The sequence below is a fragment of the Bradyrhizobium roseum genome (assembly GCF_030413175.1).
Taxonomy (GTDB): domain Bacteria; phylum Pseudomonadota; class Alphaproteobacteria; order Rhizobiales; family Xanthobacteraceae; genus Bradyrhizobium; species Bradyrhizobium roseum.
On the sequence record NZ_CP129212.1, the window covers coordinates 7,296,669 to 7,319,411 of the forward strand.

Annotated in this window: 23 protein-coding genes and 1 pseudogene; 6 read left to right on the forward strand and 18 right to left on the reverse strand. The window is 63.2% G+C overall.

Annotated features, from left to right (window positions below; translation table 11 throughout):
• Positions 1 to 13: 13 nt before the first annotated feature.
• The 12 genes from dctP to QUH67_RS34750 form a co-directional block, all read right to left on the reverse strand.
• Positions 14 to 1,069 carry a TRAP transporter substrate-binding protein DctP gene (gene dctP / locus QUH67_RS34695; RefSeq protein WP_300944596.1) on the reverse strand — a complete coding sequence of 352 codons (1,056 nt, stop codon included), beginning with the start codon at positions 1,067 to 1,069 and terminating at the stop codon, positions 14 to 16.
• 287 nt (positions 1,070 to 1,356) lie between these two features.
• Positions 1,357 to 2,181 carry a phosphodiesterase gene (locus QUH67_RS34700; protein ID WP_300944597.1) on the reverse strand — a complete coding sequence of 275 codons (825 nt, stop codon included), beginning with the start codon at positions 2,179 to 2,181 and terminating at the stop codon, positions 1,357 to 1,359.
• Entirely contained in the window at positions 2,178 to 3,002 is an 825-nt protein-coding gene (locus QUH67_RS34705) for a phosphodiesterase (RefSeq protein WP_300944598.1), read from the reverse strand. The genes QUH67_RS34700 and QUH67_RS34705 overlap by 4 nt, the downstream gene beginning before the upstream one ends.
• Positions 3,003 to 3,076: 74 nt before the next feature.
• A complete protein-coding gene (locus tag QUH67_RS34710; protein ID WP_300944599.1) occupies positions 3,077 to 4,351 on the reverse strand; it encodes an ABC transporter substrate-binding protein in 1,275 nt (424 codons plus the stop codon).
• A gap of 29 nt (positions 4,352 to 4,380) precedes the next feature.
• Positions 4,381 to 5,217, reverse strand: a complete 837-nt coding sequence (locus QUH67_RS34715; protein WP_300944600.1) for a carbohydrate ABC transporter permease — start codon at positions 5,215 to 5,217, stop codon at positions 4,381 to 4,383.
• Entirely contained in the window at positions 5,214 to 6,158 is a 945-nt protein-coding gene (locus QUH67_RS34720) for a carbohydrate ABC transporter permease (RefSeq protein WP_300944601.1), read from the reverse strand. Before QUH67_RS34720 ends, QUH67_RS34715 begins: the two co-directional genes overlap by 4 nt.
• The gene (locus tag QUH67_RS34725) at positions 6,151 to 7,308 is read right to left on the reverse strand and encodes an ABC transporter ATP-binding protein (RefSeq protein WP_300944602.1); all 1,158 of its coding nucleotides are present in this window, start codon (positions 7,306 to 7,308) and stop codon (positions 6,151 to 6,153) included. Before QUH67_RS34725 ends, QUH67_RS34720 begins: the two co-directional genes overlap by 8 nt.
• A 132-nt stretch (positions 7,309 to 7,440) precedes the next feature.
• Positions 7,441 to 7,797, reverse strand: coding sequence for a DUF1428 domain-containing protein (locus tag QUH67_RS34730; RefSeq protein WP_300944603.1), 357 nt, complete (start codon positions 7,795 to 7,797; stop codon positions 7,441 to 7,443).
• Positions 7,798 to 7,918: 121 nt separating this feature from the next.
• Positions 7,919 to 8,260: an SRPBCC family protein gene (locus QUH67_RS34735; protein WP_300944604.1), complete on the reverse strand. Its 342-nt coding sequence runs from the start codon at positions 8,258 to 8,260 to the stop codon at positions 7,919 to 7,921.
• Positions 8,260 to 8,742, reverse strand: a complete 483-nt coding sequence (locus QUH67_RS34740) for an ArsR/SmtB family transcription factor (RefSeq protein ID WP_300944605.1) — start codon at positions 8,740 to 8,742, stop codon at positions 8,260 to 8,262. The genes QUH67_RS34735 and QUH67_RS34740 overlap by 1 nt, the downstream gene beginning before the upstream one ends.
• A gap of 139 nt (positions 8,743 to 8,881) precedes the next feature.
• Entirely contained in the window at positions 8,882 to 9,145 is a 264-nt protein-coding gene (locus QUH67_RS34745) for a DUF3551 domain-containing protein (protein WP_407080386.1), read from the reverse strand.
• A gap of 85 nt (positions 9,146 to 9,230) precedes the next feature.
• Complete coding sequence (locus QUH67_RS34750) at positions 9,231 to 10,208, reverse strand: Bug family tripartite tricarboxylate transporter substrate binding protein (protein WP_300944606.1); 978 nt, start codon at positions 10,206 to 10,208, stop codon at positions 9,231 to 9,233.
• A gap of 150 nt (positions 10,209 to 10,358) precedes the next feature.
• Between QUH67_RS34750 and QUH67_RS34755 the strand changes: the two genes are divergently transcribed.
• Both QUH67_RS34755 and QUH67_RS34760 read left to right on the forward strand, forming a co-directional pair.
• Positions 10,359 to 10,778, forward strand: a complete 420-nt coding sequence (locus QUH67_RS34755) for a VOC family protein (protein WP_300944607.1) — start codon at positions 10,359 to 10,361, stop codon at positions 10,776 to 10,778.
• Between the two features lie 203 nt (positions 10,779 to 10,981).
• Positions 10,982 to 12,562: an AMP-binding protein gene (locus QUH67_RS34760; RefSeq protein ID WP_300944608.1), complete on the forward strand. Its 1,581-nt coding sequence runs from the start codon at positions 10,982 to 10,984 to the stop codon at positions 12,560 to 12,562.
• Positions 12,563 to 12,669: 107 nt separating this feature from the next.
• Here the strand turns inward: QUH67_RS34760 and QUH67_RS34765 are convergent.
• Both QUH67_RS34765 and QUH67_RS34775 read right to left on the reverse strand, forming a co-directional pair.
• Positions 12,670 to 13,955 (reverse strand): annotated as a pseudogene (locus QUH67_RS34765) (cytochrome P450).
• Positions 13,956 to 14,104: 149 nt separating this feature from the next.
• Complete coding sequence (locus tag QUH67_RS34775) at positions 14,105 to 15,202, reverse strand: HD-GYP domain-containing protein (protein ID WP_300944611.1); 1,098 nt, start codon at positions 15,200 to 15,202, stop codon at positions 14,105 to 14,107.
• Positions 15,203 to 15,528: 326 nt separating this feature from the next.
• Here QUH67_RS34775 and QUH67_RS34780 point away from each other — a divergent pair, with 326 nt between their 5' ends.
• The 3 genes from QUH67_RS34780 to QUH67_RS34790 are packed head-to-tail and all read left to right on the forward strand — an operon-like array spanning position 15,529 to position 17,386.
• Positions 15,529 to 16,317: an alpha/beta fold hydrolase gene (locus QUH67_RS34780; protein WP_300944612.1), complete on the forward strand. Its 789-nt coding sequence runs from the start codon at positions 15,529 to 15,531 to the stop codon at positions 16,315 to 16,317.
• On the forward strand, positions 16,311 to 16,658 hold the full coding sequence (locus QUH67_RS34785) for a hypothetical protein (protein WP_407080500.1): 348 nt from the start codon (positions 16,311 to 16,313) through the stop codon (positions 16,656 to 16,658). Before QUH67_RS34780 ends, QUH67_RS34785 begins: the two co-directional genes overlap by 7 nt.
• Before the next feature lie 53 nt (positions 16,659 to 16,711).
• Positions 16,712 to 17,386: a dienelactone hydrolase family protein gene (locus tag QUH67_RS34790; RefSeq protein ID WP_300944614.1), complete on the forward strand. Its 675-nt coding sequence runs from the start codon at positions 16,712 to 16,714 to the stop codon at positions 17,384 to 17,386.
• Positions 17,387 to 17,526: 140 nt separating this feature from the next.
• Here the strand turns inward: QUH67_RS34790 and QUH67_RS34795 are convergent, their stop codons facing one another.
• The 4 genes from QUH67_RS34795 to QUH67_RS34810 all read right to left on the reverse strand — a co-directional run bounded on the left by QUH67_RS34795 (position 17,527) and on the right by QUH67_RS34810 (position 20,904).
• Complete coding sequence (locus QUH67_RS34795; RefSeq protein WP_300944615.1) at positions 17,527 to 18,531, reverse strand: Bug family tripartite tricarboxylate transporter substrate binding protein; 1,005 nt, start codon at positions 18,529 to 18,531, stop codon at positions 17,527 to 17,529.
• Between the two features lie 392 nt (positions 18,532 to 18,923).
• Positions 18,924 to 19,658: a polysaccharide biosynthesis/export family protein gene (locus QUH67_RS34800; protein WP_300948286.1), complete on the reverse strand. Its 735-nt coding sequence runs from the start codon at positions 19,656 to 19,658 to the stop codon at positions 18,924 to 18,926.
• A gap of 144 nt (positions 19,659 to 19,802) precedes the next feature.
• Entirely contained in the window at positions 19,803 to 20,459 is a 657-nt protein-coding gene (msrA, locus tag QUH67_RS34805; RefSeq protein WP_300944616.1) for a peptide-methionine (S)-S-oxide reductase MsrA, read from the reverse strand.
• Between the two features lie 127 nt (positions 20,460 to 20,586).
• A complete protein-coding gene (locus QUH67_RS34810; protein ID WP_300944617.1) occupies positions 20,587 to 20,904 on the reverse strand; it encodes a hypothetical protein in 318 nt (105 codons plus the stop codon).
• Between the two features lie 390 nt (positions 20,905 to 21,294).
• Between QUH67_RS34810 and rpsT the strand changes: the two genes are divergently transcribed.
• Positions 21,295 to 21,561 carry a 30S ribosomal protein S20 gene (gene rpsT / locus QUH67_RS34815; protein WP_300944618.1) on the forward strand — a complete coding sequence of 89 codons (267 nt, stop codon included), beginning with the start codon at positions 21,295 to 21,297 and terminating at the stop codon, positions 21,559 to 21,561.
• Positions 21,562 to 22,743 lie beyond the last annotated feature (1,182 nt).

Sequence of the window (22,743 nt, forward strand, 5' to 3'; positions counted from 1 at the left end):
CTGAGCGCGGCAATTATTTTGCGGCAACCTTGTACTGCTGGATCAATTCCCTGGCGCGCGCGTAAAGCTTCTCGCCGTCAATGCCGAGCTTCGCCATGTTGGCTTTCCACTCCGCCACAGCCGGCGCGGTGACCTGCTGCAATTCGGCGCGCTGCTGATCATTGAACGACAGTGCGGTGAATCGCGGATCGTTCAGCAGCTTCTTCTTGGTGACCGCTTCCTGCGCTTCGCGGATGCGCGCGCTGCCCATCGAGAGCTCGGCGGCGTGTTTCTCGACGATCTTCTTCAGGTCGGCGGGCATCGAGTCCCAGGTCGCGCGGTTCATCACGATCATCAGCGACGGCGCCGCCAGCCGCGCATCGATCACGACCTTGAGCTGATCGGCGAGTGTCTTGCCGGCGACGCCCTTGGTCGTCGTGGTCGAATCCCAGCCATAGGCGATGGCATCGACATAGCCGGAAGCGATGGTGTCACCGATCATGTTGAGGGGAATGCCGAGCGGTACCGCGCCGAGTTTCGCCAGGGCCACGCCGACCGTGGTGCTCGGCGTGCGCATGCGCAGGCCGCGGAAATCCTTGACCGACTGGATCTTCTTGCCGGTCGTGAAGATCGGATAGGGCGGCAGCACGTAGAGGCCAAGCACCTTGACCGAGGCGTAATCCTTGTCGAGCAGGCCTTCCTTGTGGAGCTGCAGCATAGCCGAAGTGCCCGCGATCGAGTTCTCGAACATGAAGGGCAGCTCCATCACCGAGGACTGCGGGAAGCGGCCGGGATGATAGCCCTGCACGCTGGCCGCCATCTCGATCGTGCCCTTCTCGACCATGGGGAAGAGTTCAGCCGGCTTGCCGTAGCCGCCGAGCGGCTTGAGCTGGACTTCGATGCGGCCTTCGGATTCTTCCTCGACGGCCTTCGCGAATGGCAGCAAAACCTGATCGTAAGGCGCGGTGTTCTCGGTGTTGATCGAACCGAAGCGCAGCACTATGTCCGCCGCCGACGCAGGCGTGGAGAAAAGCGCGGCGAGACCAAGCAAGGTCGCCGCCGCGGATGGCATCCTGGTGCGGAAGAACATTCTGTTTCCTTCATCACCGTCAGTCGAGTGTCAGCTCGCAGCACCTGACGGTCGCATGGGCGGTCCTTGACAGCCTCGACCCTAACTTTGTGCAATTAATCGCAGGTAAACCCTGCCTGACGCGGGGTCCGTGATACTACGGAGCCACTCCCGCGAAGCGGAATGATGAGCATCATTCTAAATGAAGCACGGCGGACGCGTCGGACATCGACACGAACGCGTTCGCGCAAGGCGAGCACCTTGATTCCGCGATGCCATATGCGCCGTGTATCGCCAGCGCCGGGGTATTACCGATCGATCCATTCCAGCGCGTTGCGGTCCTGCAACGAGAACCGCGGGCCGTCGTAGAGGAACGAGCACTGATGGATGACGACCTGACCGGCGTCGACGGTCACGTGGGAGTAATCCGGCTGTTCATGCGATCCGGGAATGTGATCGGCGGTCACAAGATCGAACGCGACCTGATGCGCCAGCGCGCGCTGGATATGAAAGGGAATGCCGCGCCACAGGCCCGAGATCGGCCGATGCAGATGGCCCATGAACAGGTAGTCCGGCTTACGCGTGCGCGCGATCACGTCCCATTCGGCCTCGGGATTGGCGAGCCTGATGCCGTCCATGTAGCGCAGCCCGGTATCGAATGGCGGGTGGTGCTGGAACAGCAGCAGCGGGCGATCAGCAGGCGCTGAGGCCAGCGCGTGTTCGAGGAAAGCCAGCCGCGCCTCGCACAGCAGCCCGGCGTGATCGGGGGCGGCCTCGTTCAGCGTATCGAGCGTGACGACGGTCGCCGCGTCGAAGGCGTGGATGCCCTGCACGAAGCCGGAGGAATCGCGGGTAACGCCGGGGAAATGGCGGCCGAACGGATCGCGCTTGTCGTGGTTGCCCATCAGCAGGATCGTGGGTGCGTTCAACCGCGCGAGCACCGAGGCGAGGTTTTCGTAAGCGCCGTCTTCGCCCCAATGCGCGAGGTCGCCGGTGACGATGACGAAGGCAATATCGGGATGGTCGCGGTTGATCCGGTCGACGGCTGCCGTCAGCCGCTCGGCGGGATCAAGGCCGTAGATCTGGCGGCCGCGGGGGACAAAGTGGGTGTCGGTGAGAATGACGAACTTCATCGCACCATGGTCTCCCGGTCCCACGCCTTGTAATCGGTCGATCCCTCAATCCGGATCGGGCCGGCATAACCGAACTCGACCATGTGAACGGTGACGTAATCCCCGCCAAGGAACACCACACCATAGGCTTCCGGCAGGTCGGAAGCGCTCAACAGCTCGGTTTCGGCGAACACCGGAAAACTCGCATGGTTGGTGCCACGCAGCGAGGACGCCGGCACGCCGGCCACCGATCCCGCCAGCGGCAGATGGCAGTGGCCGAAGAAGATGTGACGGATCTTGTCGCGATGTCGGCCGACGATGTCGCGGAAGGCAGCATCATCAAGCAGCCTTATCCGGTCCATCGGCCTGAGATGGGTCGGCATCGGATTGTGGTGCATGAACAGAAGAAACGGCCCGGGGTGCTCAGACAACCGCGCCCCGAGCCATTGCTGGCGGACCTCGCAGAATTGGCCGGCATGGCTCTCGGGCAGCACCGTATCGAGAAACAGGCAGCGACCGGCCGCGGTGTCGTGCACGCCATGGGCAAAGCCACCTGGCCCGGCATGGTCCGGGAAGACGCCCAGAAAGCTTTCGCGCCGGTCGTGATTGCCGATGCACAACCGCACCGGCACGGGAAACGATTCGAGCCGTGCCTTGAGCCATTCATAGTCATCGCGATCACCCCAGTCGGAGAGATCGCCGGTGATGACCAGAAGCTCGGCGTCGTGGTGACATTTGAGGATATCGGTCAGCGCCCGCTCGAAATTGAGCCGGGGATCGCGCCCGCCGATGGTCTTGCCGGGCGCTGTGAGATGGATATCGCTCATGTGGATGAGCTTCATGGGCGGGCTCCGATGTGATGCGATCGCGACCGCTGCGGCGTGACGCACCGCAGCGGTCATTGAGGCCTCTGTCGTCAGCGCGACGAACCGACCGTCTTCGGCAGCAACTTCTGCACATCGGCGGTCATGTCTGACAGTACCGCGTCCGGCTCCTTGGCGCGGGCGCCGGTGACGATGCTGTTGAGGTGGTCCTTGATGACGTCGGTGATCTTGAGGCCGTTGTCGCCGGGGAACGCGTACCATTTGGTCAGCAGCGCGAGCTGGCTGACCGCGGTAAAATTGTTCGGATTCTTGACGTAGAAATCCTTCAGGTAGACGTCGTTGGCGACCTTGTTCGGCGGCATGTAGCCGGTGGTTTCCGCCATGATCGCCGCGCCCTTCGGACCGGTCCAGAATTTCACCACTTCCCAGGCCGCGTCGCGCTTGGCCTTGTCCTTGGCGAGGATCAGCACGACGTTGCCGCCCGCCGGCAGGCGGCCGTTCGGCGACACCACATCGGGAAACGTGTGGGTCTTCAGCTCGAACTTGCCGCCGATCATCTGGGTGGTCTTGTTGAGGTCGGAGGTGGACGTGATGTGGATGCCGGTCTTGCCGGCCGCAAACGTCGCACGCATGGCCGGCTGGTCGAGATTCGGCATGCCACCCTCGGTGACCAGGCGGGCCAGCGTCCGAATCGCGAACTGTCCCTCGGGCCCGTTGAACGCCACCTTGGTCTCGTCGGCGTTCAGCATGGTGCCGCCGCGCGAAAACACCGGGGCCTGCCACAGCCAGTTGCCGGTGATGTCCCAGGCGTAGGTGATGCCGTTGATGTCGGGGCCGAGCGCCTTGATCTTCTTCGCCAGATCGATCAGCCCGTCCCAGGTCTTCGGCAGGTTCGTCGGATCGGCGCCGGCCTTCTTCGCCAGGTCGACGTTGACATAGACGATCGGAAGCGAGATCGCGAACGGCAATGCGTAGACCTTGCCGCTGGCGGTGCCGATGTCGTACATCGCCTGGTGAAAGCCCTGCTTGTCAAAGTCCTTCTCGGCGGCGATGTAGCCGTCGAGTTCGGCCGGAATGTTCTTGTCGACCAGCACGCGGACGCGGTTGAGGCCCTGGAAGGTCACGTCGGGCATCTGGTTGGTCACCGCTTCGCGCAGCACCTTCTGGGTGCCTTCCTCGTAGGAATCGTAGGGCGCGCGCAGCGTGACCTTGATGTCCGGCCGCACTTTTGCGAACTCCTCGGCGATGCGCTTGTGGGTGCCTTCGAACAGTTCGGGATAGGGATATTGCATGACGACTTCGGTGTCGGCATGCGCAAGGCCTGCGGCGAGCGATAGGGCGGTAGCGGCAATCCATGTTCTGAACATTGTCGTCTCCTGCGGTTTAAAAATTCGGGTTATTTGATGCCGGTCAGCGTGATGCCTTCGATGAAGCGGCGTTGGGCGAACATGAAGGCGATCACCAGCGGCGCGATGATGACGATGGCGGCCGCCATCAGCGGACCGTAATTGGTGCCGGCCTCGTTGTTGCGGAATTGCGCGACCGCCAGCGGCGGCGTCTGCAGATGCTCGCTGTTCAACACGATCAGCGGCCAGAAATAGTCGTTCCAGTGCGCGACCACCGAGAAGATGCCGAACGCGGTCACCGCCGGAATCGCCGTCGGCAGCATCACGCGCCAGACGATGCCGAACTCGGAAATCCCGTCCATCCGCGCCGCGTCGATCAAATCATCCGGCACCGTCTTGAAGAACTGACGCATCAGGAATATGCCGAACGCCGAGATCGTGAACGGCAGCACCAGCGCCGCATAAGTGTCGAGCACGCCGAGTTTGTGCAGCAGCAGGAACACCGGAATCGCGGTGGCCTGCGGCGGGATCAGGATGCAGAACACCACGAGCGCGAACAGCACGTCGCGGCCGAGGAAGCGCAGCTTGGCGAGCGCATAGGCCGCCGGCAGCGCCACCAGCACCTGCAGGCTGAAGATCGAAATCGTGACGATCAGCCCGTTGAGCAGATAGCGCCACAGATTGGCCTTGGCGAAGGCGGTCTGAAGATTGTCCCAGAGCGCGAAATGGTGCGGAATGAGATGCAGCTCGGAGGAGAAGATTTCGGTTTGCGGCTTCGATGCCGTCGACAGCATCCAGATGAAGGGCGCCAGCATGACAAGCGCACCTGCCAGCAGCAGGGTATGCCGCGTCGCTGGCCAGAGGTATGTGTGAACCCGCGACGTCATGCGTAATGCACCTCGCGGTTGCCGAGTGCGGATTTGAGCAGCGTGAGCAGCAGCACGAAGACCAGGAACACGACGGTGATCGCGGCGCCATAGCCGGAGCGGAAGAACTCGAAACCCTCGGCGTACATCGTGTAGATCAGCACTTCCGACGATTTCGACGGACCGCCCTTGGTCAACACCTGCACGGTGTCGAACACCTGGAACGAGCGGATCGCCGAGATCGTCACCACGAACAGCGTGACCGGGCCGAGCATCGGCCATGTCACCAGACGAAAGCGCGACCAGGCGCTTTCGGCGCCGTCGATCTCGGCCGCGTCGTAAAGGTGTTTCGGGATCGAGACGAGGCCGGCGAGGAACAGCACCATGTTGAAGCCGGTGGCCTGCCAGATGCCGATCGCGCACAGCGAATAGAGCGCGGTGCCGCGTTCCTGCAGCCAGCTATGGCCCTGTAGGCCGGCGGCGTGCAGCAGGCCGTTCACCAGTCCGAACTGCGGGTGCAGCATGAACTCCCAGACGATCGCCATCGCGATCAGCGTCGCCATCACAGGCAGGAAATAAATCGTGCGATAGAGGCTGCGGAGGCCGGCGCCGCTCTGGATCAGCAGCGCCGTGCCGAGCCCGAGCGCCACCGCGCCCGGCACCACGATCGCGACGTAGGTCAATGTGTTCTTCAGCGATATCCAGAACACCCGGTCGGCGAACATCTCGTGGTAGTTCGACAGGCCGGTCCAGGCGAACGACGGCGCGCCGAGCTGGTAGTCCGTGAAGGATAGCGCGAGCACGCCGGCCAGCGGGCCGATCAGCATCATCAGCATCAGCATGGAGGCCGGCGCGGCCAATGCGTAGGCGGATCGCGCGGTCGAACCGGATCCGGCAAACACCGGCAGGCGATCCCGCGCGGTTGCGGCCACCGGCGGCAGCGTAGCGGCGACGTCAGACAACGGCCATCCCCCGCGGCCGCTCGACGCGCGAGGCGATCTCGGTTGCGATGCGCTGGCCATTGCCGTCGAAGGCGCGAACCGCGTCCGGCACAAAGCCATAGCCGACTGAGGCCCCGATCGTCGGCAAAAGGCTGGGATCGTTGACACGCGCCACCACCGGCGCGCCCATGCCTTCACTTGCGACATGGACGAAGGCTTCAGAGCCCAGATTTTCCAGATGCACGACCGTGCCCGAAAAGACGCCGGACCCGGTCAGATCGATCCGCTCCGGCCGAACGCACACGCGACACTCTCCCGCCGGCGCCGGCGTCGCCGCATGAAGGACATGACCAAGTACTTCCAGCCGGCCGTCGCCGCGAACGCGACCGGGAAACACATTGATTTTCGGCGTGCCGATGAATTCCGCGACACGAATATCGCGCGGGTCTTCATAGATCGCCGATGGCGTGCCAACCTGAATCAGCTCGCCGCCGATCATGACCGCAATCCGCCCCGACATGGTCATGGCCTCGGCCTGGTCATGGGTGACGTAGATGAACGTGGTTTTGAGCTGGCGGTGCAGTTGGGCGATCTCGGCGCGCATATGCACGCGCAGCTTGGCGTCCAGATTCGACAGCGGCTCGTCGAACAGGAACGCGCGGGGCTGGCGCACGATGGCGCGGCCGACCGCGACGCGCTGGCGCTGGCCGCCGGACAATTGTCCGGGCTTGCGCTTCAAGAGCGGCGAAATCTCGAGCTGCTCGGCGACGCGCTCGACATCCGCGCGGATGCCGCGCTCGGCGGCGCGGCGGCCCGGCATCAGCCGGCCGAGAATCGGCAACCGCGCCAGCGCCGACAGCCGTTTCATCCGCAGCGGCACCGCGATGTTGTCGAATACGCTGAGATGCGGGTACAGCGCGTAGGACTGGAACACCATCGCCAGATTGCGCGCGCTCGGCCTGACGCCGTCGGCGCGGACACCATCGATCCGGATCTCGCCGGACGATTGCGGTTCGAGGCCGGCAATGACCCGCAGCAATGTCGACTTGCCGCAGCCGGAAGGGCCGACCAGAGAGATGAATTCCCCGTCCTCGATCGTGAGGTCGACGCCCTTCAGAACCTGGGTGCCGTCGAAGGCCTTGCGAAGGCCCCGAATTTCGATCTCGGCCATGTCAATCCGTTATCCGCGTGACGCGATACCGGATTTCCTAAAGGTCTTGTTTGACAGTTATATCACAAGGCCGCGGCAGCCGGGATTAAGCCCCAACTTTCGAAGCGCCGCGACAGGGAGACGCGGTGCTGCCTATACCTTCACCAGGCTTTCGAAGCCGCCATAGATCAGCCGCTTGCCGTCGAACGGCGGCTTGCCCTCGGTCATCGCCTTCAGCCGCGGGTCGTTCATCACCTTGGCGTTGATCTTGTCGCGCTGCGCACGCGACTTGTAGGTAATCCAGGCGAACACGACGGTTTCGCCCGGCTTCAGCTTGACGCTGCGCGGGAACGACGTGAGCTTGCCGACCTTGACGTCGTCGGCGACCCATTCGCGATAATCCAGCGCGCCGTATTCACGCCAGACCTTGCCGCACTTCTTCGAAAGGCGGACGTAAGCATCGAGATTTTTCTTCGGCACGGCGACGATGAAGCCATCGACGTAGGACATGTTGGTTTCCTCTTGCTTTCCGGCGCTATCGCGCGCCGCATTTCGTCATCCAGCAACTTGCCTGAACTGGCATCGGCGCGCATCCGTTATGGTGCCGCAGCCACAGCAGACACCGCTCCGTTCAAGCGAGATAGCTTTCGAGCTTGGCCAGCAATTCCGTCCATCCACGCGCGTGATTGTCGCGTGCGGTCTCGTCGGCGAATTGTTCGTGCAGGAAAGTCAGCAGCGTGCCGCTGCCTTCCGGCTTGATCGAGATCGTCACCAGCGATTCCCGTTCCGGCGTGGAATGCCACGCCCAGCTGAACACCAGAAGCCGGCTCGGAACGACTTCGCGATAGACGCCGCCCACTTCGTTGTAGGCACCCCTGGCGTTGAAGCTGATCCGATAGCGGCCGCCGACGCGCAGGTCGATGTCGGCCTTGACCGAACCCTCCTCGACGCCGCCGGGCGCGAACCATTGCACTAGCTTTTGCGGGTCGGCCCACGCGGCGTAGACTTTTTCGGGCGCCGCGGCGAACCGGCGCGAGAGCGTGAGGCTGGGGCGCGCGGCGGGATCGGCGGCGCGGCTGTCGGGCTTTGCAGTGCTGGATTTGGCAGCGCTGGATTGGGTGGCCATGGGTCTTCCTCCACAAAAGCGGCAAGGCGGTCGAGCGCGTCGGACCAGAAGCGCTGATAGCGATTGAGCCACGCCATCGCCTGCTCCATCGGCTGGGCGGTCAGCCGACACGCGACCGTGCGGCCGGTCTTTTCGCGCACGATCAGGCCGGCGTCCGACAGCACATCGAGATGCTTCATGACCGCGGGCAATGACATCGAAAACGGCTGCGCCAGCTCGCTCACCGACAGGCTGTCGCGGCTGCCGAGCCGCGCCAGCAGGGCGCGCCGCGTCGGGTCGGACAGCGCCGCGAAGGTGCGGTCCAGCACCTCTTCCTGAGACTTAACCATAAGGTTAAGCATATACGCTGGGAAAACGCCGTCAAGCCGGCGTCTGCATCACGTCATTGCGATGTGGGTAGATGAACGGCCGAACCGTTCAGCGCAAAGATCGCGCCCCGGTTCGGCCGAACTCTCTGGCAACATTCGATCAATAGTCGCGATAGACCCGCATCCGCCGCGACGGCTGCTGCTGTCCAAAGGCTACGCGCGGATTAACGTTGCAGTACAGCGCGCGGCCGGACGCCGACGCCTGGCACTGCTCATAGCTGGCGTACGAGCAATCTCCGGGGATGCCGATTCCCCGGCCCTGGAGGCAGTAGGGGTAGTCATAGGCCGCGGCGGGCGAGCTGCCCGCCACCGAGGCGACGGTGGCGGCCGAAAGGGCCAATATCGCCAGCATTGCATTGCGCATCTTCGATCTCCTTCACGTGACACAAGAACCGCGTCGCCACTCCTCGTAAAACACCACGATCGGTCCAATGTTCCTGTGAGCTAGATCACTGTACTTTTTCCACCTTGGCTTCCTCGATGACCTTCTTCCACTTGTCGGTTTCGGCCACAATCATGGCGCCGAATGCTTCCGGCGGGCCGATCAGCGGTTCGCCGCCGAGGTCGATCAGCTTGGCTTTGATCGCGGGCTCCGCGAGCACCTCGTTGATCTCCTTGTTCAGCCTGGCGATGATTTCCTTCGGGGTATTCTTCGGGACGCCCATGCCGAACAGCGCGCTCGCCTCGTAGCCCGGAATGGTATCGGCAAGCACCGGCACGTCAGGCAACAGCGACGATTTCGTCGTACTGGTAACCGCCAGCGCCCGTGCCGAGCCGGCGCGGACGTGCTGGAGGATGGAAGGCATGTTGTCGAAGATCACCTGGACCTGGCCGCCCAGCAGATCGGTGATCGCCGGCGCCGCGCCGCGATAGGGCACGTGCTGCATCTTGGCGCCCGACATCGCCATGAACATTTCGCCGGACAGATGCACCGAGGTGCCGTTGCCCGACGAAGCGAGGTTCACCTTGCCGGGATTGGCCTTCACATAGGCGATGAACTCGGCAACCGTCTTCACCGGCACGTCCTTGTTGACCGTCATCACGTTCGGCACGCGGTTGAACGCCGCGACCGGCGCGATGTCGCGAACGACGTTGAATTTCAGGTTGGCGTACAGCGAGGCATTGATGTAGTTCGCCGGATTGACCAGCAGCACGGTGTAGCCGTCCGGCTCGGCGTTGATCACGGATTCCGTGGCGATGTTGTTGCCGGCGCCGGGCTTGTTCTCGATCACGAATTGCTGGCCGAGCCGCTCCGAAAGGCGTTGGCCGATCAGCCGCGCGATGATGTCGGTCGCGCCGCCCGGCGGATATCCGACGACCCATTTGACCGACCGGGTCGGATAGTCCGCGGCCGAGGCGCCGCCCATCGACATGGCAGCGGAAAGACCGACGACGGCCAGGCAAATTGCAGAACGGCGTGAAATCATCAAATTTTCTCCCTTGAGGGCCGGGTTCCTTCCCGGTCCGATTCATTGTGCGGCGGCCATATTGGACCGAACGCCGCTTGCGTTGTAACAAACAAACCCCGATGCGGCCAGTCCGCGACGCCGCTTCGGACCGCGACCAAAGGATGAGACATGCCCGTCAGAGTTAATGCACTCGATCATATTGTCATCAACGTCGCCGACGTGGCGCGTTCCGCCGAGTGGTATCGAAAGATCCTCGGCATGGAGGTGAACGTATTCGATCCTGGCCCCGGCAAGACGCCGCGCACCTCGCTGGTGTTCGGGAACCAGAAGATCAACGTGCGACCGCGCGAGGCCGACACGATCGAGTGGTTCACGGCGGATCACGTCGCCGCAGGCAGCGACGATCTCTGCTTCCTGACATCGAGCACGCCGGATGAGGTGGTGGCGCATCTGAAGGCAAACGGCGTGGCGATCGAGGAAGGCCCGGTGGCCAAGCAAGGCGCCCGCGGCACGCTGCGGTCGGTCTATTGCCGGGATCCGGATGGGAGCCTGATCGAGATTTCGTCGTACGAGGATGGGGCCGGTTAGGGCGCACCGCACCCTCCCCGTCATTGCAAGCGCAGCGAAGCAATCGATAGCTCAGCAAGCGGAGAAATGGATTGCTTCGCTGCGCTTGCAATGACGCTGAGGCAGCACGGAATTCAATTACCTATTTGCCCATCGCGCCTTCCGATGGCAGAACTACTCCCAAGCAAAATCAAGGCAGCCGATAAAGCTGCGCGGGAGGACCAATGACCAATTCACAGGCAGCACCCGGCATTGTCGGCCCCTTCGCCGGCCTCGACGTACCCTGGCTGCTGCGGATGCGCGCCGAGAGCCGCCGCAATCATCCGTTCCTGATCTGGGCGCCGTTCGAGGGGCCTGCTCGGAAATGGTCCTACGGCGAATTTCACGACCGCGTCGGCGCGCTTTCCGCAGGGCTCGTCAAACGCGGCATCAAGCCCGGCGAATATGTGCTGATCCATCTCGACAATTGCATCGAGGCGATGCTCGCCTGGTTCGCCTGCGTCGAACTCGGCGCCATCGCGGTTACCACCAACACCCGCTCGGCGGCGGCGGAAATCGAATATTTCGCCGGCCATTGCGGCGCGGTCGCCGCCATCACCCAGCCGGCCTACGCCGAGCTGATTTCGGCCAATTGCCGGGACCTGCGCTGGATCGCCGTGATCTCCCACGATGCCGGCAGCAGGCCGGCGCAGGCTGCACCCCGCGGCGACAGTTTTGATTCGCTCTTCGCAGACAGCACCGACCGGCCGCGTCGCGCCACCGATCCCTTCGCGCCGTGCAGCGTGCAATACACCTCCGGCACCACGTCGCGGCCGAAGGCAGTGCTATGGACGCACGCGAACGCGCTGTGGGGCGCCAAGATCAACGCCGCCCATGAAGATCTGCACGCCAATGATGTGCACCAGACCTATCTGCCGCTGTTTCACACCAACGCGCTGGCCTATTCGATGCTGGCGTCGCTGTGGGTAGGTGCTTCCTGCGTCATCCAGCCGCGGTTTTCCGCCAGCCGGTTCTGGAATGTCGCGCTGGAGCACAACAGCACCTGGACCTCGACGATCCCGTTCTGCATGAAGGCGCTGTTGGAACACGAGATTCCCAAGCACCACAAGTTTCGGCTTTGGGGCACCGCGATATCCGAGCCGCCGCCCTTTGCCGCCTTCGGCGTCAAGATGATCGGCTGGTGGGGCATGACCGAGACCATCACCCACGGCATCGTCGGCGAGGTCGACCAACCCAACATTCCGATGTCGATCGGCCGCGCCGCGCCGGAGTATCAGATCCGCATCGTCGAGGACGACGGCGCGCCGACGGAAGTCGGGGGCACCGGCAATCTCCTGATCAAGGGCATTCCCGGCCTGTCGCTGTTTGCGGAATATCTCCACAACGAAAAGGCGACGCGCGAGAGCTTTGACGAGCACGGCTATTTCATCACCGGCGACCGCGTCACGCTGCTGGAAAACGGCTTCATCCGGTTCGGCGACCGCACCAAGGACATGCTCAAGGTCGGCGGCGAAAACGTCGCCGCCTCCGAGATCGAACAGGTGATCGCGGTGGTGCCGGGCGTGCGCGAAGCCGCCGTCGTGGCGAAGAAGCATGCCATGCTCGATGAAGTGCCCGTCGTCTTCATCATCCCGCAGGCCGGCGTCGAGGGTGCACCCGCCGACCTGCACGACACCGTGATGGCCGCGTGCCGCACGTCGCTCGCCGACTTCAAGGTACCGCGGGAGATTCACTTCGTCGACGACATGCCGCGCTCGACGCTGGAGAAGGTGGCAAAGGCGGAGCTGCGAAAGATGCTGGGGTGAAAATCTTGCAGGGTGGGCTGAGCGAAGCGAACCTACCCTCTTTCAGCGGGCTCGTTGGTAGATGGTGGGCACGTCGCTAGCGCTCCTTTGCCCACCCTACGCGACCCTCAATTCACCTCGAACCTGATCGGCAGTTTCTTCGGGCCGTTGACGAAATAGGCCTGCGTCATCTTGACTTCGCCGTCGATTGCGATCGACTTCAGGCGCGGCAACAATTCCTCGAACAGGATGCGCATTTCGAGTTTGGCGAGATACTGCCCGAGGCAGAGATGCGCGCCGTAGCCGAACGCGACGTGGCGGTTCGGCTTGCGGTCACAGCGGAATGTATACGGCTCCTCGAACACGTCCTCGTCGCGGTTGCCTGAGGCATAGCACAGCATCAGCCAGTCGCCCTTTGCGATCTTGCGCCCGCCGAGTTCGGTGTCGGCCGTGGCCGAGCGCATGAAATGCTTGACCGGCGTCATCCAGCGGATCGCTTCGTCGACCAGACCCGGGATCAGGTCCGGATTGGCCTTCACCTTCTCGAACTGTGCCGGGTCTTCCGCCAGCGCCCAGATCGCGCCGGCAGTCGAGGACGAGGTGGTGTCGTGGCCGGCGGTGGCCACGATCATGTAGTAGCTGGTCGCATCGTGATCCGGCATGTAGGCACCGCCGATTTTCGCATTCGCAATGACGGTGGCGAGATCGTCGCGCGGATGGCGGCGGCGGTCCTCGGTGATGCCGCGAAAATAAGCGCCGAAATCGGCGACCACCGCCTGCATCATCGCGGAGAACTGTTCCGCAGTGAGCTGTTCCCTGATGCGCGCCGTATCGGGATCCTGCGGGCCGAACAGCTCCTGCGTCAGCTTGAGCATGCGCGGCTCGTCCTGTTCGGGCACGCCGAGAATTTCCATGATGACGTGCAGCGGATAGCCCAGCGCGACGTCTTCAACGAAATCGCAAGCGCCGCTCTTGTCGAGCATGCGCTGCACCGTGGCGCGGGCGATTTCGCGGACGCGGCCCTCGAACTTTCCGAGATTGGCCGGCATGAACCAGCCCTGGGTCAATGCGCGGTATTTCGGGTGATCGGCGCATCCATCTGCACCAGCGAGCGCACCAGATTAGGCCCGCCGGTGATCTTGCGCACGCGTTTCTCCACCGCCTGGCTGGTCAGCGTGGTCGGACGGTCGGCGTTGTGGAACAGTTCGTTCTGGCGGCTGATCGCCTGAATATGCGCGTGCTTCGTCACCACCCAAAACGGATCGAACGTCTCGGGCCGGGCGATGCCGAGCGGATTGTTGGCGCGCAGCCAGCGGTAGCTGTCATGGATGCGATGGTCGGCATAGGCGGCCGGATTGACCAGGGTGGCCGCGAGGTCGGCAGGGATGTCGAGATCGGAGGTCGCCGTTTCCATGGAGTTCCTGCCATCGATCATTGGTCAACGGCGTCGGATGCCGAAGATCGCAGATAACTAGCGGGCAGCAAAGTCACATGCTTGCGTTGAGCGGCTGGGACCCCCCCGTTCCGGGCGATGCGTGGCACCGAACCCGCAATGTCGGGAAATCAATAATGCCCGAACGCCACCGGCCGGAACGCGTTCAGCAGGTGCTGGTCGAGCTTGTCGCCCATCTCTTCCATCATGGCGAAAGCGCGGGCATGGGTGAACTGCAGCCGGTAGGCGCGCTTCTCGACCAGGGCGGCATAGATGTCCACGATCGTGGTCAGCCGAACGATGTCGCTGATCTGCTTGCCATTGAGGCCGTCGGGATAGCCGGTGCCGTCGAGGAACTCGTGGTGATGCAGCACCACGTCGAGCATTTCGGGCGGAAAGCCGCCTTGCGCGGACAGCGCCTCATGACCGCGGCGCGGATGCTGACGCATCTCTTCCATCTCCTCCAGCGTCAGCGGGCCCGGCTTGTCGAGGATCGCGACGGGGATGAAGGCCTTGCCGACGTCGTGCAGCAGGGCGGCGCGCGCCAGGCGGCGCTGGTCGTCATCGCGCATGCCGAGGTGCTGCGCGTAGGAGACCGCAAAGCCGGTGACGAACAGGCAGTGGCGGTAGCTGCCGGTATGGTGGCAGCCGACCGTGGTCAGCCACTCACGCAGCGACGAATGCTTGATCGCCTTGAGGATCTTGTTCTCGGCTTCGACGATGTCGCTGAATTTCAGGGGAACGCCGGCCGGGAGCCCTTCAAAAATCTTGACCATCACGGCGTGCGCCGCCTCGACACCGCGGTTCAGCACCTTGCCGCGATCGGTCTCGTCAAAGCCGTCGCTATCGGGGAATGCGGCGCGAATCCGTTGCAGGATGCCTTGCGCGTCGAACGGCCGGGCGATGGTGTCGGTGGCGCCGAGCGCCCAGGCCTGCATCGAGCCGTGATGCAGCGCGTCGGCCAACACGAACAGCCGCGGCATCTCGCGATAGGCTTCGGTGCGCAGCTTGTTGCGCACCAATTGCACGCTCTCGGCAGAACGCAGGTTGATGTCGACCACGATACCGGCGAGGTCGCGCTCCGGTGCATCGGGAATGTCGGACGTGGCGATGGTGTCGACCTGGCCTACCGATCGCAGAATGCTGGCGAGCTCACTGCTCTGATCGCTCCGATCCGAAGCCAGCAGCAGCCGGCGCTTGATCGAAGTCTTGTTGGCTGCCGATGTCATGAAACCCCAAAACCCCTCGCGGTGACGATTTGCATTCGACGCTAGCGGAGAATGCGTTCCCCGGGCCTTAAGAGGGACCGTGAACATAGGCTTCCGAGAAAGCTAAAATTTTAGGGATAGCATTGATGATGCGCTGCATTGCATACTCGCCTTTGCAAGCGGCTTTGGCTTGTGCGCTGCGGCGTGGCTTCACAGGGCTGCCTGTCGCGCACGGGCGGCAGATGCATACTCCGTTTCCGCATTTCCTGTTCCCGGACGGATCGCGGTAGGATGCGGCAGCTGGGACGGCGACGCCGGAATTTCACATCCATTTGGGGAGAGCGGAGATGCCGACGATCGATCGCGACGGGGTCAAGATCTACTATGAGGTGCACGGCTCCGGTCCACCTCTCTTGCTGACCCACGGCTATTCCTCGACCAGCGGGATGTGGCAGGGCCAGATCGCGGCGCTCTCGAAACATCACACGCTCATCCTGTGGGACATGAGGGGTCATGGCCAGTCCGATTATCCCGAAAATGTCGCGGCCTACAGCGAGGCGCTGACGGTGGCCGACATGGCGGCCCTGCTCGATGCGGTCGGCGCCCAACGGGCGATCGTCGGCGGGCTGTCGCTGGGCGGCTACATGTCGCTGGCATTCTACCGCGCCCATCCCGAGCGGGTCCGCGCGCTGCTGATCATCGACACCGGCCCCGGGTTCAAGAAGGACGAGGCGCGCGAGGTCTGGAACAAGCGGGCGCACGACACCGGCGACCGGTTCGAGCGCGAGGGGCTGGAGGTTCTGAAATCGGCAAGCCGCGAGCGCTCCAGCGTCACCCACCGCGACGCGTCCGGACTGGCGCGCGCCGCGCGCGGCATGCTGACCCAGCGCGATGCCCGCGTGATCGAGTCCCTGCCCGAAATCAAGGCGCCGTCGCTGATCGTGGTAGGCGCCGACGATACGCCGTTCCTTGCGGCCTCCGACTACATGGCGGCCAAGATTCCCGGCGCGCAGAAGGTGGTGATCCCGGCCGCCGGCCACGCCGTCAACATCGACCAGCCGCAGGCCTTCATCGACGCCGTGCTGCCGTTCCTCGACAGCCTCGATGCAGGGGCAAGGCAGAAGGCCGCATCGTGAAGGCCGCCGCGCTCGCCCTCGTCCTGATCACCGGCGGCTCCGCGCCAGCGTCCGCGCAGCACTTGCCGCCGATCGGCGGCCCCTACCCGCCGCCATTTACCGAGACCTTGTCCAACAATATCCCGCTGGTATTCGGCATGGGGGCCGACGAAGCCGCCCAAGCACTCGGCGTGCCGCTCAATCACGTCCGCGGCCGGCCGGGCGAGGAAATCTTCCTCGCGTTCCGCAACGTCGGCGGCAGCGGATTGTTCGTCAAGCAGGACCGGCTGTTCCTGCAGTTCCGCAAGGGCAGGCTGGCCGGCTGGAAGGGCGACTGGGGCCACAACTGGATGTGGCAATAAGCGGCTTCAGCCGACTCACCTACTCATGCAACCCAGAACAGGAAGGAATGACCGTGGGACAGGATATCAAACTGACGGCTTCGGACGGCTTCAACCTCGGCGGCTATCGCGCCGACCCTGCGGGCAAGCCGAAGGCGGCCATCGTGGTGATCCAGGAAATTTTTGGCGTCAATCACCATATCCGCTCGGTGTGCGACCGGCTCGCGGCCGATGGCTACGTCGCGATCGCGCCGGCGATCTTCGATCGCATCCAGCCGGATTTTCAATGCGGCTATTCGCCGGACGAGGTCGCGAACGCCCGCAAATTCATCGCCAGTCCGGATTGGACGGCGATGCTGCGCGATACGCAGGCCGCGATCGATGCGGTGAAGGATGTCGGCGCGGTCGGCATCATCGGCTTCTGCCTCGGCGGCAGTATCGCCTATGCCGCCGCGACCAAGCTGAACGGCCTTTCGGCCGCGGTGGGCTATTACGGCGGCGCCGTCGTCCGCTTCGTCGACGACAAGCCCCAGGTGCCGACGCAACTGCATTTCGGTGAAAAAGATGCGGGCATTCCGCTGACCGACGTCGAGACCATCAAGTCCAAGCGGCCCGAGGTCGAGGTCCATATATATCCCGGCGCGCAGCACGGTTTCCACTGCGACGAGCGGGCGAGCTACGACAAGGCCAGTGCCGATATCGCCTGGCCGCGCAGCTTGGCGTTCTTTGCCAAGCATTTGAAGAAATAAGGGGCGCGATCTCTCTCGTCCGTCATTCCGGGGCGTGCGCAGCACGAACCCGGAATCCAACTAACCACGCGCAAGTCGCGAATTGGGTTCCGGGCTCTCGCTACGCGAGCCCCGGAACGACGGCACAGGGCTACTCCGCCTTACTCGCCCTTGACGCCGGTTTGCTTCACGACGTCGGCCCATTTATCGAGGTCGCGGCGCAGCGCCTTGTCGAAGTCTTCGGGCGATCCGCCAACCGGAACGAGGCTCAGCGTCTCGATACCTGCGATGCCTTCGGGCGAGGCAACGATCCGGGCGAGCTCATCGGAAAGCTTCTTCACGATGTCCTTGGGCGTGGCAGCGGGTACGAACACGCCGAGCCAGCCTTCGATCTCGAAGCCGGGATAGCCGAGTTCGCCCATCGTCGGCACGTCGGGCATCGCCTTCCTGCGCTGTTCACCGCCCACCGCCAGCGCCCGGAACTTGCCGGCCTTGATCTGCGCGTGCGCCGTGGTCAGGTCCTGGAACGCCGTGATCACGGTGTTGTTGAGCAAATCATTCGTCAGCGGAGCCGAGCCGCGATAGGGAATGTGGGTCATGTCGATATTGGCGACCTTCTTGAGCAGTTCGCCATAGAGATGCGACGTCGTGGCATTGCCAAAGGTGCCATAGGGCTTGCCGGGATTGGCCTTGGCATAGTCGACCAGTTCCTTCACCGACTTGAACGGCTGCTGCTCGGGAACCACTAGAACGATCGTCGACAGCGCCACCTGGGTGACCGGCGTGAGATCCTTGAAGACGTCGTAGGGCAGCTTCGGAACGAGGCTGGGCGCCTGGATGATCTGGGTGATGGCGAGCAGCACGGTGTAGCCGTCGGGCTGCGCTTTGGCGACGAAATCGTTGCCGACCACGCCGCCGCCGCCCGACTTGTTCTCCACGACCACGGTCGTCTTCCACGACTCCGAGAGCTTGTTGGCAAGCAGACGGCCCAGCACGTCGGTGGCACCGCCCGCGGGATAAGGGATCACCAACGTAATGCGGCGACTCGGATAGGCATCCGCCGCGACCGCTTGCGAAGCGCCGAACACGGCAGTCATGGCGATGGAAGCCAGCAATGCTGCTGCGGTCACCGCGCGCGTCACGCTGACCGGCAAAAGATAGTTCATGGTCACACTCCGGATTGCAGGCACTCAACGGACAAACCGGCGCGCCTCGTTTCGACGATGCACTGTCTACAATGCTGCAGCGCAACTGGAAACACCGTTTCGAGTGCTGCCAACACATAGCGCTGATTTATCGCAACCGATGCTCATGCGCGGTAGAACAGAGCCCGCAGAAAAGCGCAAACTTTCATTCACGCTACCCTGAGTTTAACGCTCGCGCGCAGGCGATTCTGCAATCCGATGCGAACGCTGCTCATGCAGGCGCAAGCGGAACACAGATTGCCTAGCGATCCAGCCGCGAGGCATTTGCCCAAGCATCTTGCTCAACAAAACGGCCAGATCGCGATGAGGATTTGATGAAAATGCGTCGCGAGCGAATGGATTTTCGAAAGACTCTAGAACCAGCGCTCGCCAACGAGCACGGTGTCACCGGGGCTGACCGCGCTGCCGGGCGGAACGACGTAGCGCGCCGTGCCCGACGCGTCGGTATGGGTGACCGTGACGCGGTCGCGCCGCGCGCGCGGCGAAAACCCACCGGCGATCGCCACGGCGCTCTCGACCGTCATGTTCGGAACATACGGATACTGCCCGGGCGCGGCGACCTCGCCGAGAATGAAGAACGGCCGGTAGGCCTCGACCTCCACCGCGACCGAAGGCTCCCGGATGAAGCCGGCGCGCAGCTTCGCCGCGATCTCCCCCGCCAGTCCGGCCGTGGTGCGGCCGCGTGCTGCCACCGAGCCGATCAGCGGCATTGTGATCGAACCGCCGGCGCTGACCGCATAGGTGTTGGTGAGACCCTCCTGGCCATAGACGACGACGCGCAGCTTGTCGCCGGCATCAAGATGATAAGGGGTGTCATGCCGCACGGCCACGGGTTCGGCATAGGCAGGCACGGCAACGGGGGCAGCTGCTGCGCGCGGCGCCGCGGCGAACGCGGCGCGAACCGCACCGACAGCACCGCTGCCGGAACTGGTGGCGACCGCCGGCGGCGGCGCACCGGTCGGCTGGCCATAGGCCAATGAATCGAGATCGTCTTGCGGCGCGAGCGCAACAGGTCCAGTCGTGCGCATGCAGCCCGACAGTGCGAGCGCGGTGATGATCGCAGTGATCGGAATTCGAAACGCGCGCACAACCCGCACCGGAGCCATCCCTTGAAGCGAGACAGCTCCAGTCATGCATCGGCTATGGTTAATAAAGGGTATTTTGCGATCAGAGGTAGCGCAATATTGAAGCATCGCCCCGGACTTGCAGGGCGAGGACAGTGGAGGCCTCTCTCAGGCCATGACGCCGACACCGATCGGGCACGACACGCCGGTGCCGCCCAGCCCGCAATAGCCCGCCGGGTTCTTGGCGAGATACTGCTGATGATAGTCCTCGGCGAAATAGAATTCGCCCGACGGCGCGATCTCGGTGGTGATGGCACCGAGCCCCTTCGCCGCCAGCGCCTTCTGGTACGTCGCCTTCGACGCCTCGGCAGCCTGCCGCTGCGCGTCGCCAAAGGTATAGATCGCCGAGCGATACTGGGTGCCGACATCGTTGCCCTGGCGCATGCCCTGCGTCGGGTTGTGGTTTTCCCAGAACGTCTTCAGCAACTGCGCGTAGGAGATCTTCTTCGGATCGAACACGACCAGCACCACTTCGGTATGACCGGTGCGGCCCGAGCAGACCTCTTCATAGGTCGGGTTGGGCGTGTGTCCGCCGGCATAGCCTGCGGCGGTGGCATGGATCCCGTCGCCGAGTTGCCAGAACTTGCGCTCGGCGCCCCAGAAACAGCCGAGCCCGAATACCGCCTGCGCGAGGCCTGCGGGATAAGGCGGCTGCAGCTTGCGGCCGTTGACGAAATGCGTGGTGGCGGTCGGCATCGGGGTGGCGCGGCCGGGCAACGCTTCGGCGGCGCTCGGCAACGCGGTGGTCTTGCGCATGAACAACATGGCGTACCTCCAGGCGGGACATCGGCCTGGCGCGGCTTCGCCGGTGGCCGGTTGGACTCCCATATATGTCTCGACGCCGGATACCGCAGCCCTGTTGCGCCGCACGACGCCAGGAACGCCTGCCGGGTCAATCCCTGGAGTAGCCGATCAACGGCTTGCTCGGCCGGAACAGGATCATCAGCAGGATGCCGATCACGCCCAGCACGGCAAAAACCGGCTGTTCCAGCAGCACGCGGACGACGCTGGTCCAGAGCCAGGGTGCGACACCCTCGACCCAGGTCCGAAATGCCAGCTGGCTGGACTGATGGATGTCGTTCCAGAACTGCCCGAACCGGGTGAACCGCAGGGTCTGGTCGGCGACGAAGCGGGCGCCGTCATAGACCATGAAGATGAATCCGCCGGCCAGAAGCAGCAGGCCGATAAGCCGAAAAAAACCGCGGATCATGCCTCACCTTAATATATGTCGCCCGCCAAGGCCGTCAGCCAATACCGGGCCCCCCCTGGAAATTCAACCTCATCAGCACCTTAACCCGCCATTTCCGGCCCGCGTTCCGGCCTTTCGGGAAGCCGGAAAGCGTTGACGGTGCGGGAGGCGCCCTCTATAAGACCTCCAATGGCGGCGGGCGCAATCCCGCCGCCGCTGTTCTTTGAGCCGCGCCGCTTTCGGGAGCACTTTTACTTCCGTCCATGGCAGCCTCAAGAATGGCTTAGCTTAAGAACACCCTGTAAAACGCACCAGCTGGAAAGTACCGCCAGCTTCGATCATGCAATTTGAACGGCCGGCGCGCTCAAGCCCGACCACCCGAGCGATGACAGCCGAAGGATAGTTGAGAACATGGCCAATACCTCTTCCGCCAAAAAGGCGACCCGCAAGATTGCCCGCCGCACCATCATCAACAAGTCGCGCCGCACCCAGATGCGCGGCGCGGTCCGGACCGTCGAGGAAGCGATCAAGAGCGGCGATCGCAATGCGGCCCTGGAAGCGATGAAGCGCGCGGAACCGGAACTGATGCAGGCGGCGCAGCGCAACATCGTTCACAAGAACAATGCGAGCCGGAAGGTGTCGCGCCTGACGCACGCGATCGCCAAGCTCGCGAAGTGAACTGACAGAAATTGACAGTCGTCAAAGCCCGGCCTCGCGCCGGGCTTTTTGTTTTCCGACTCCTGCCCGCGCACACGCATGGCTCAAACTTCTTTCGCCAAGGCGCGCACAGCATGTTGCATTTCGGGCGCACGTTGAAAGGCGGCGCAATTGTCACGTTGCCGGGCATGGCCTGGCGTGTCACATTTGTAACGCCCGTGATTTTACGTGGTGCAGTTATCGCGCCAGCGTTTTCGTGCGCATATGCGAGAAGCGCGAGCGCACATTGTCAACCAATCCATCGCCAGCTTCTTCTTTCGCGCCTTCTCGCCGCGCGGGTTACCCTGAAAAACAATTCCGAAAAACGCCGACTCGCTAATCACTTATCCACATAGCGAGGGTAAGCGTTTTGAAAATTGGTCCCGGTAACCACGATTGTAACGGTTTGTTAAAAATTTTTGCGAGTGCAGCGAAAACTGTCACACGTCCCGACGCCGCGGGATTCTATGCGCTGATTCAAAAACTTGGTGTGGAGTTTCGCAACTGCAGTGTTGCAACTAAGCCGGAGAGTCGGGTCGCGACGTCGAATCACGGATTGTCAGAAATCACCCGTGGTGTATTTGTAACTCGTTCGCGACGCTCGAGGCTCTCCTGACCAGCGCGGTTTGAGACCCAAGAGCGGACGTGCAAATCGGCGGCGGTGTGCGCGTTAGCGACGCTTTCCAAGCGAAGCTGAGTTGGTAGCTCATAGCAATATGAGAGCGGTTGTTCTGTGTCTGAATTTCCTGGTGTGGCGCTCGTGTTCAGCGCGCGCCGGACAGGGAAACAAGACGAGGGGGAATGGAACGCTGACCGGCGATGCCATGATTGGGAACGCGGAGTTCGGGAACGTGTTGAAGACGACAGACTGGGATACGCGGCGGCGCGGCAATCGAACAAGCGGATGTTCGGTAGCGGCAGACTGGCTTTGAACACTTGTGATCTGATTGCTCGCTGCGTGCTCTCGCAGCGAGAGGGGGAGGTACTATGCTTTACGGAATCAACGCGACACTTGGCACCACCATTTCCATCGAGACCGCTTCTGAATCCCTGAACGACGCTACCAGCCGTCCACGCGCGCAAACTCCGGGCAGACCGTCGAGTACGCGCTGACCTCGCGGCAGCTTCTCTCTCCATCCAGCCTTTGATCTGACAACGGCGGCT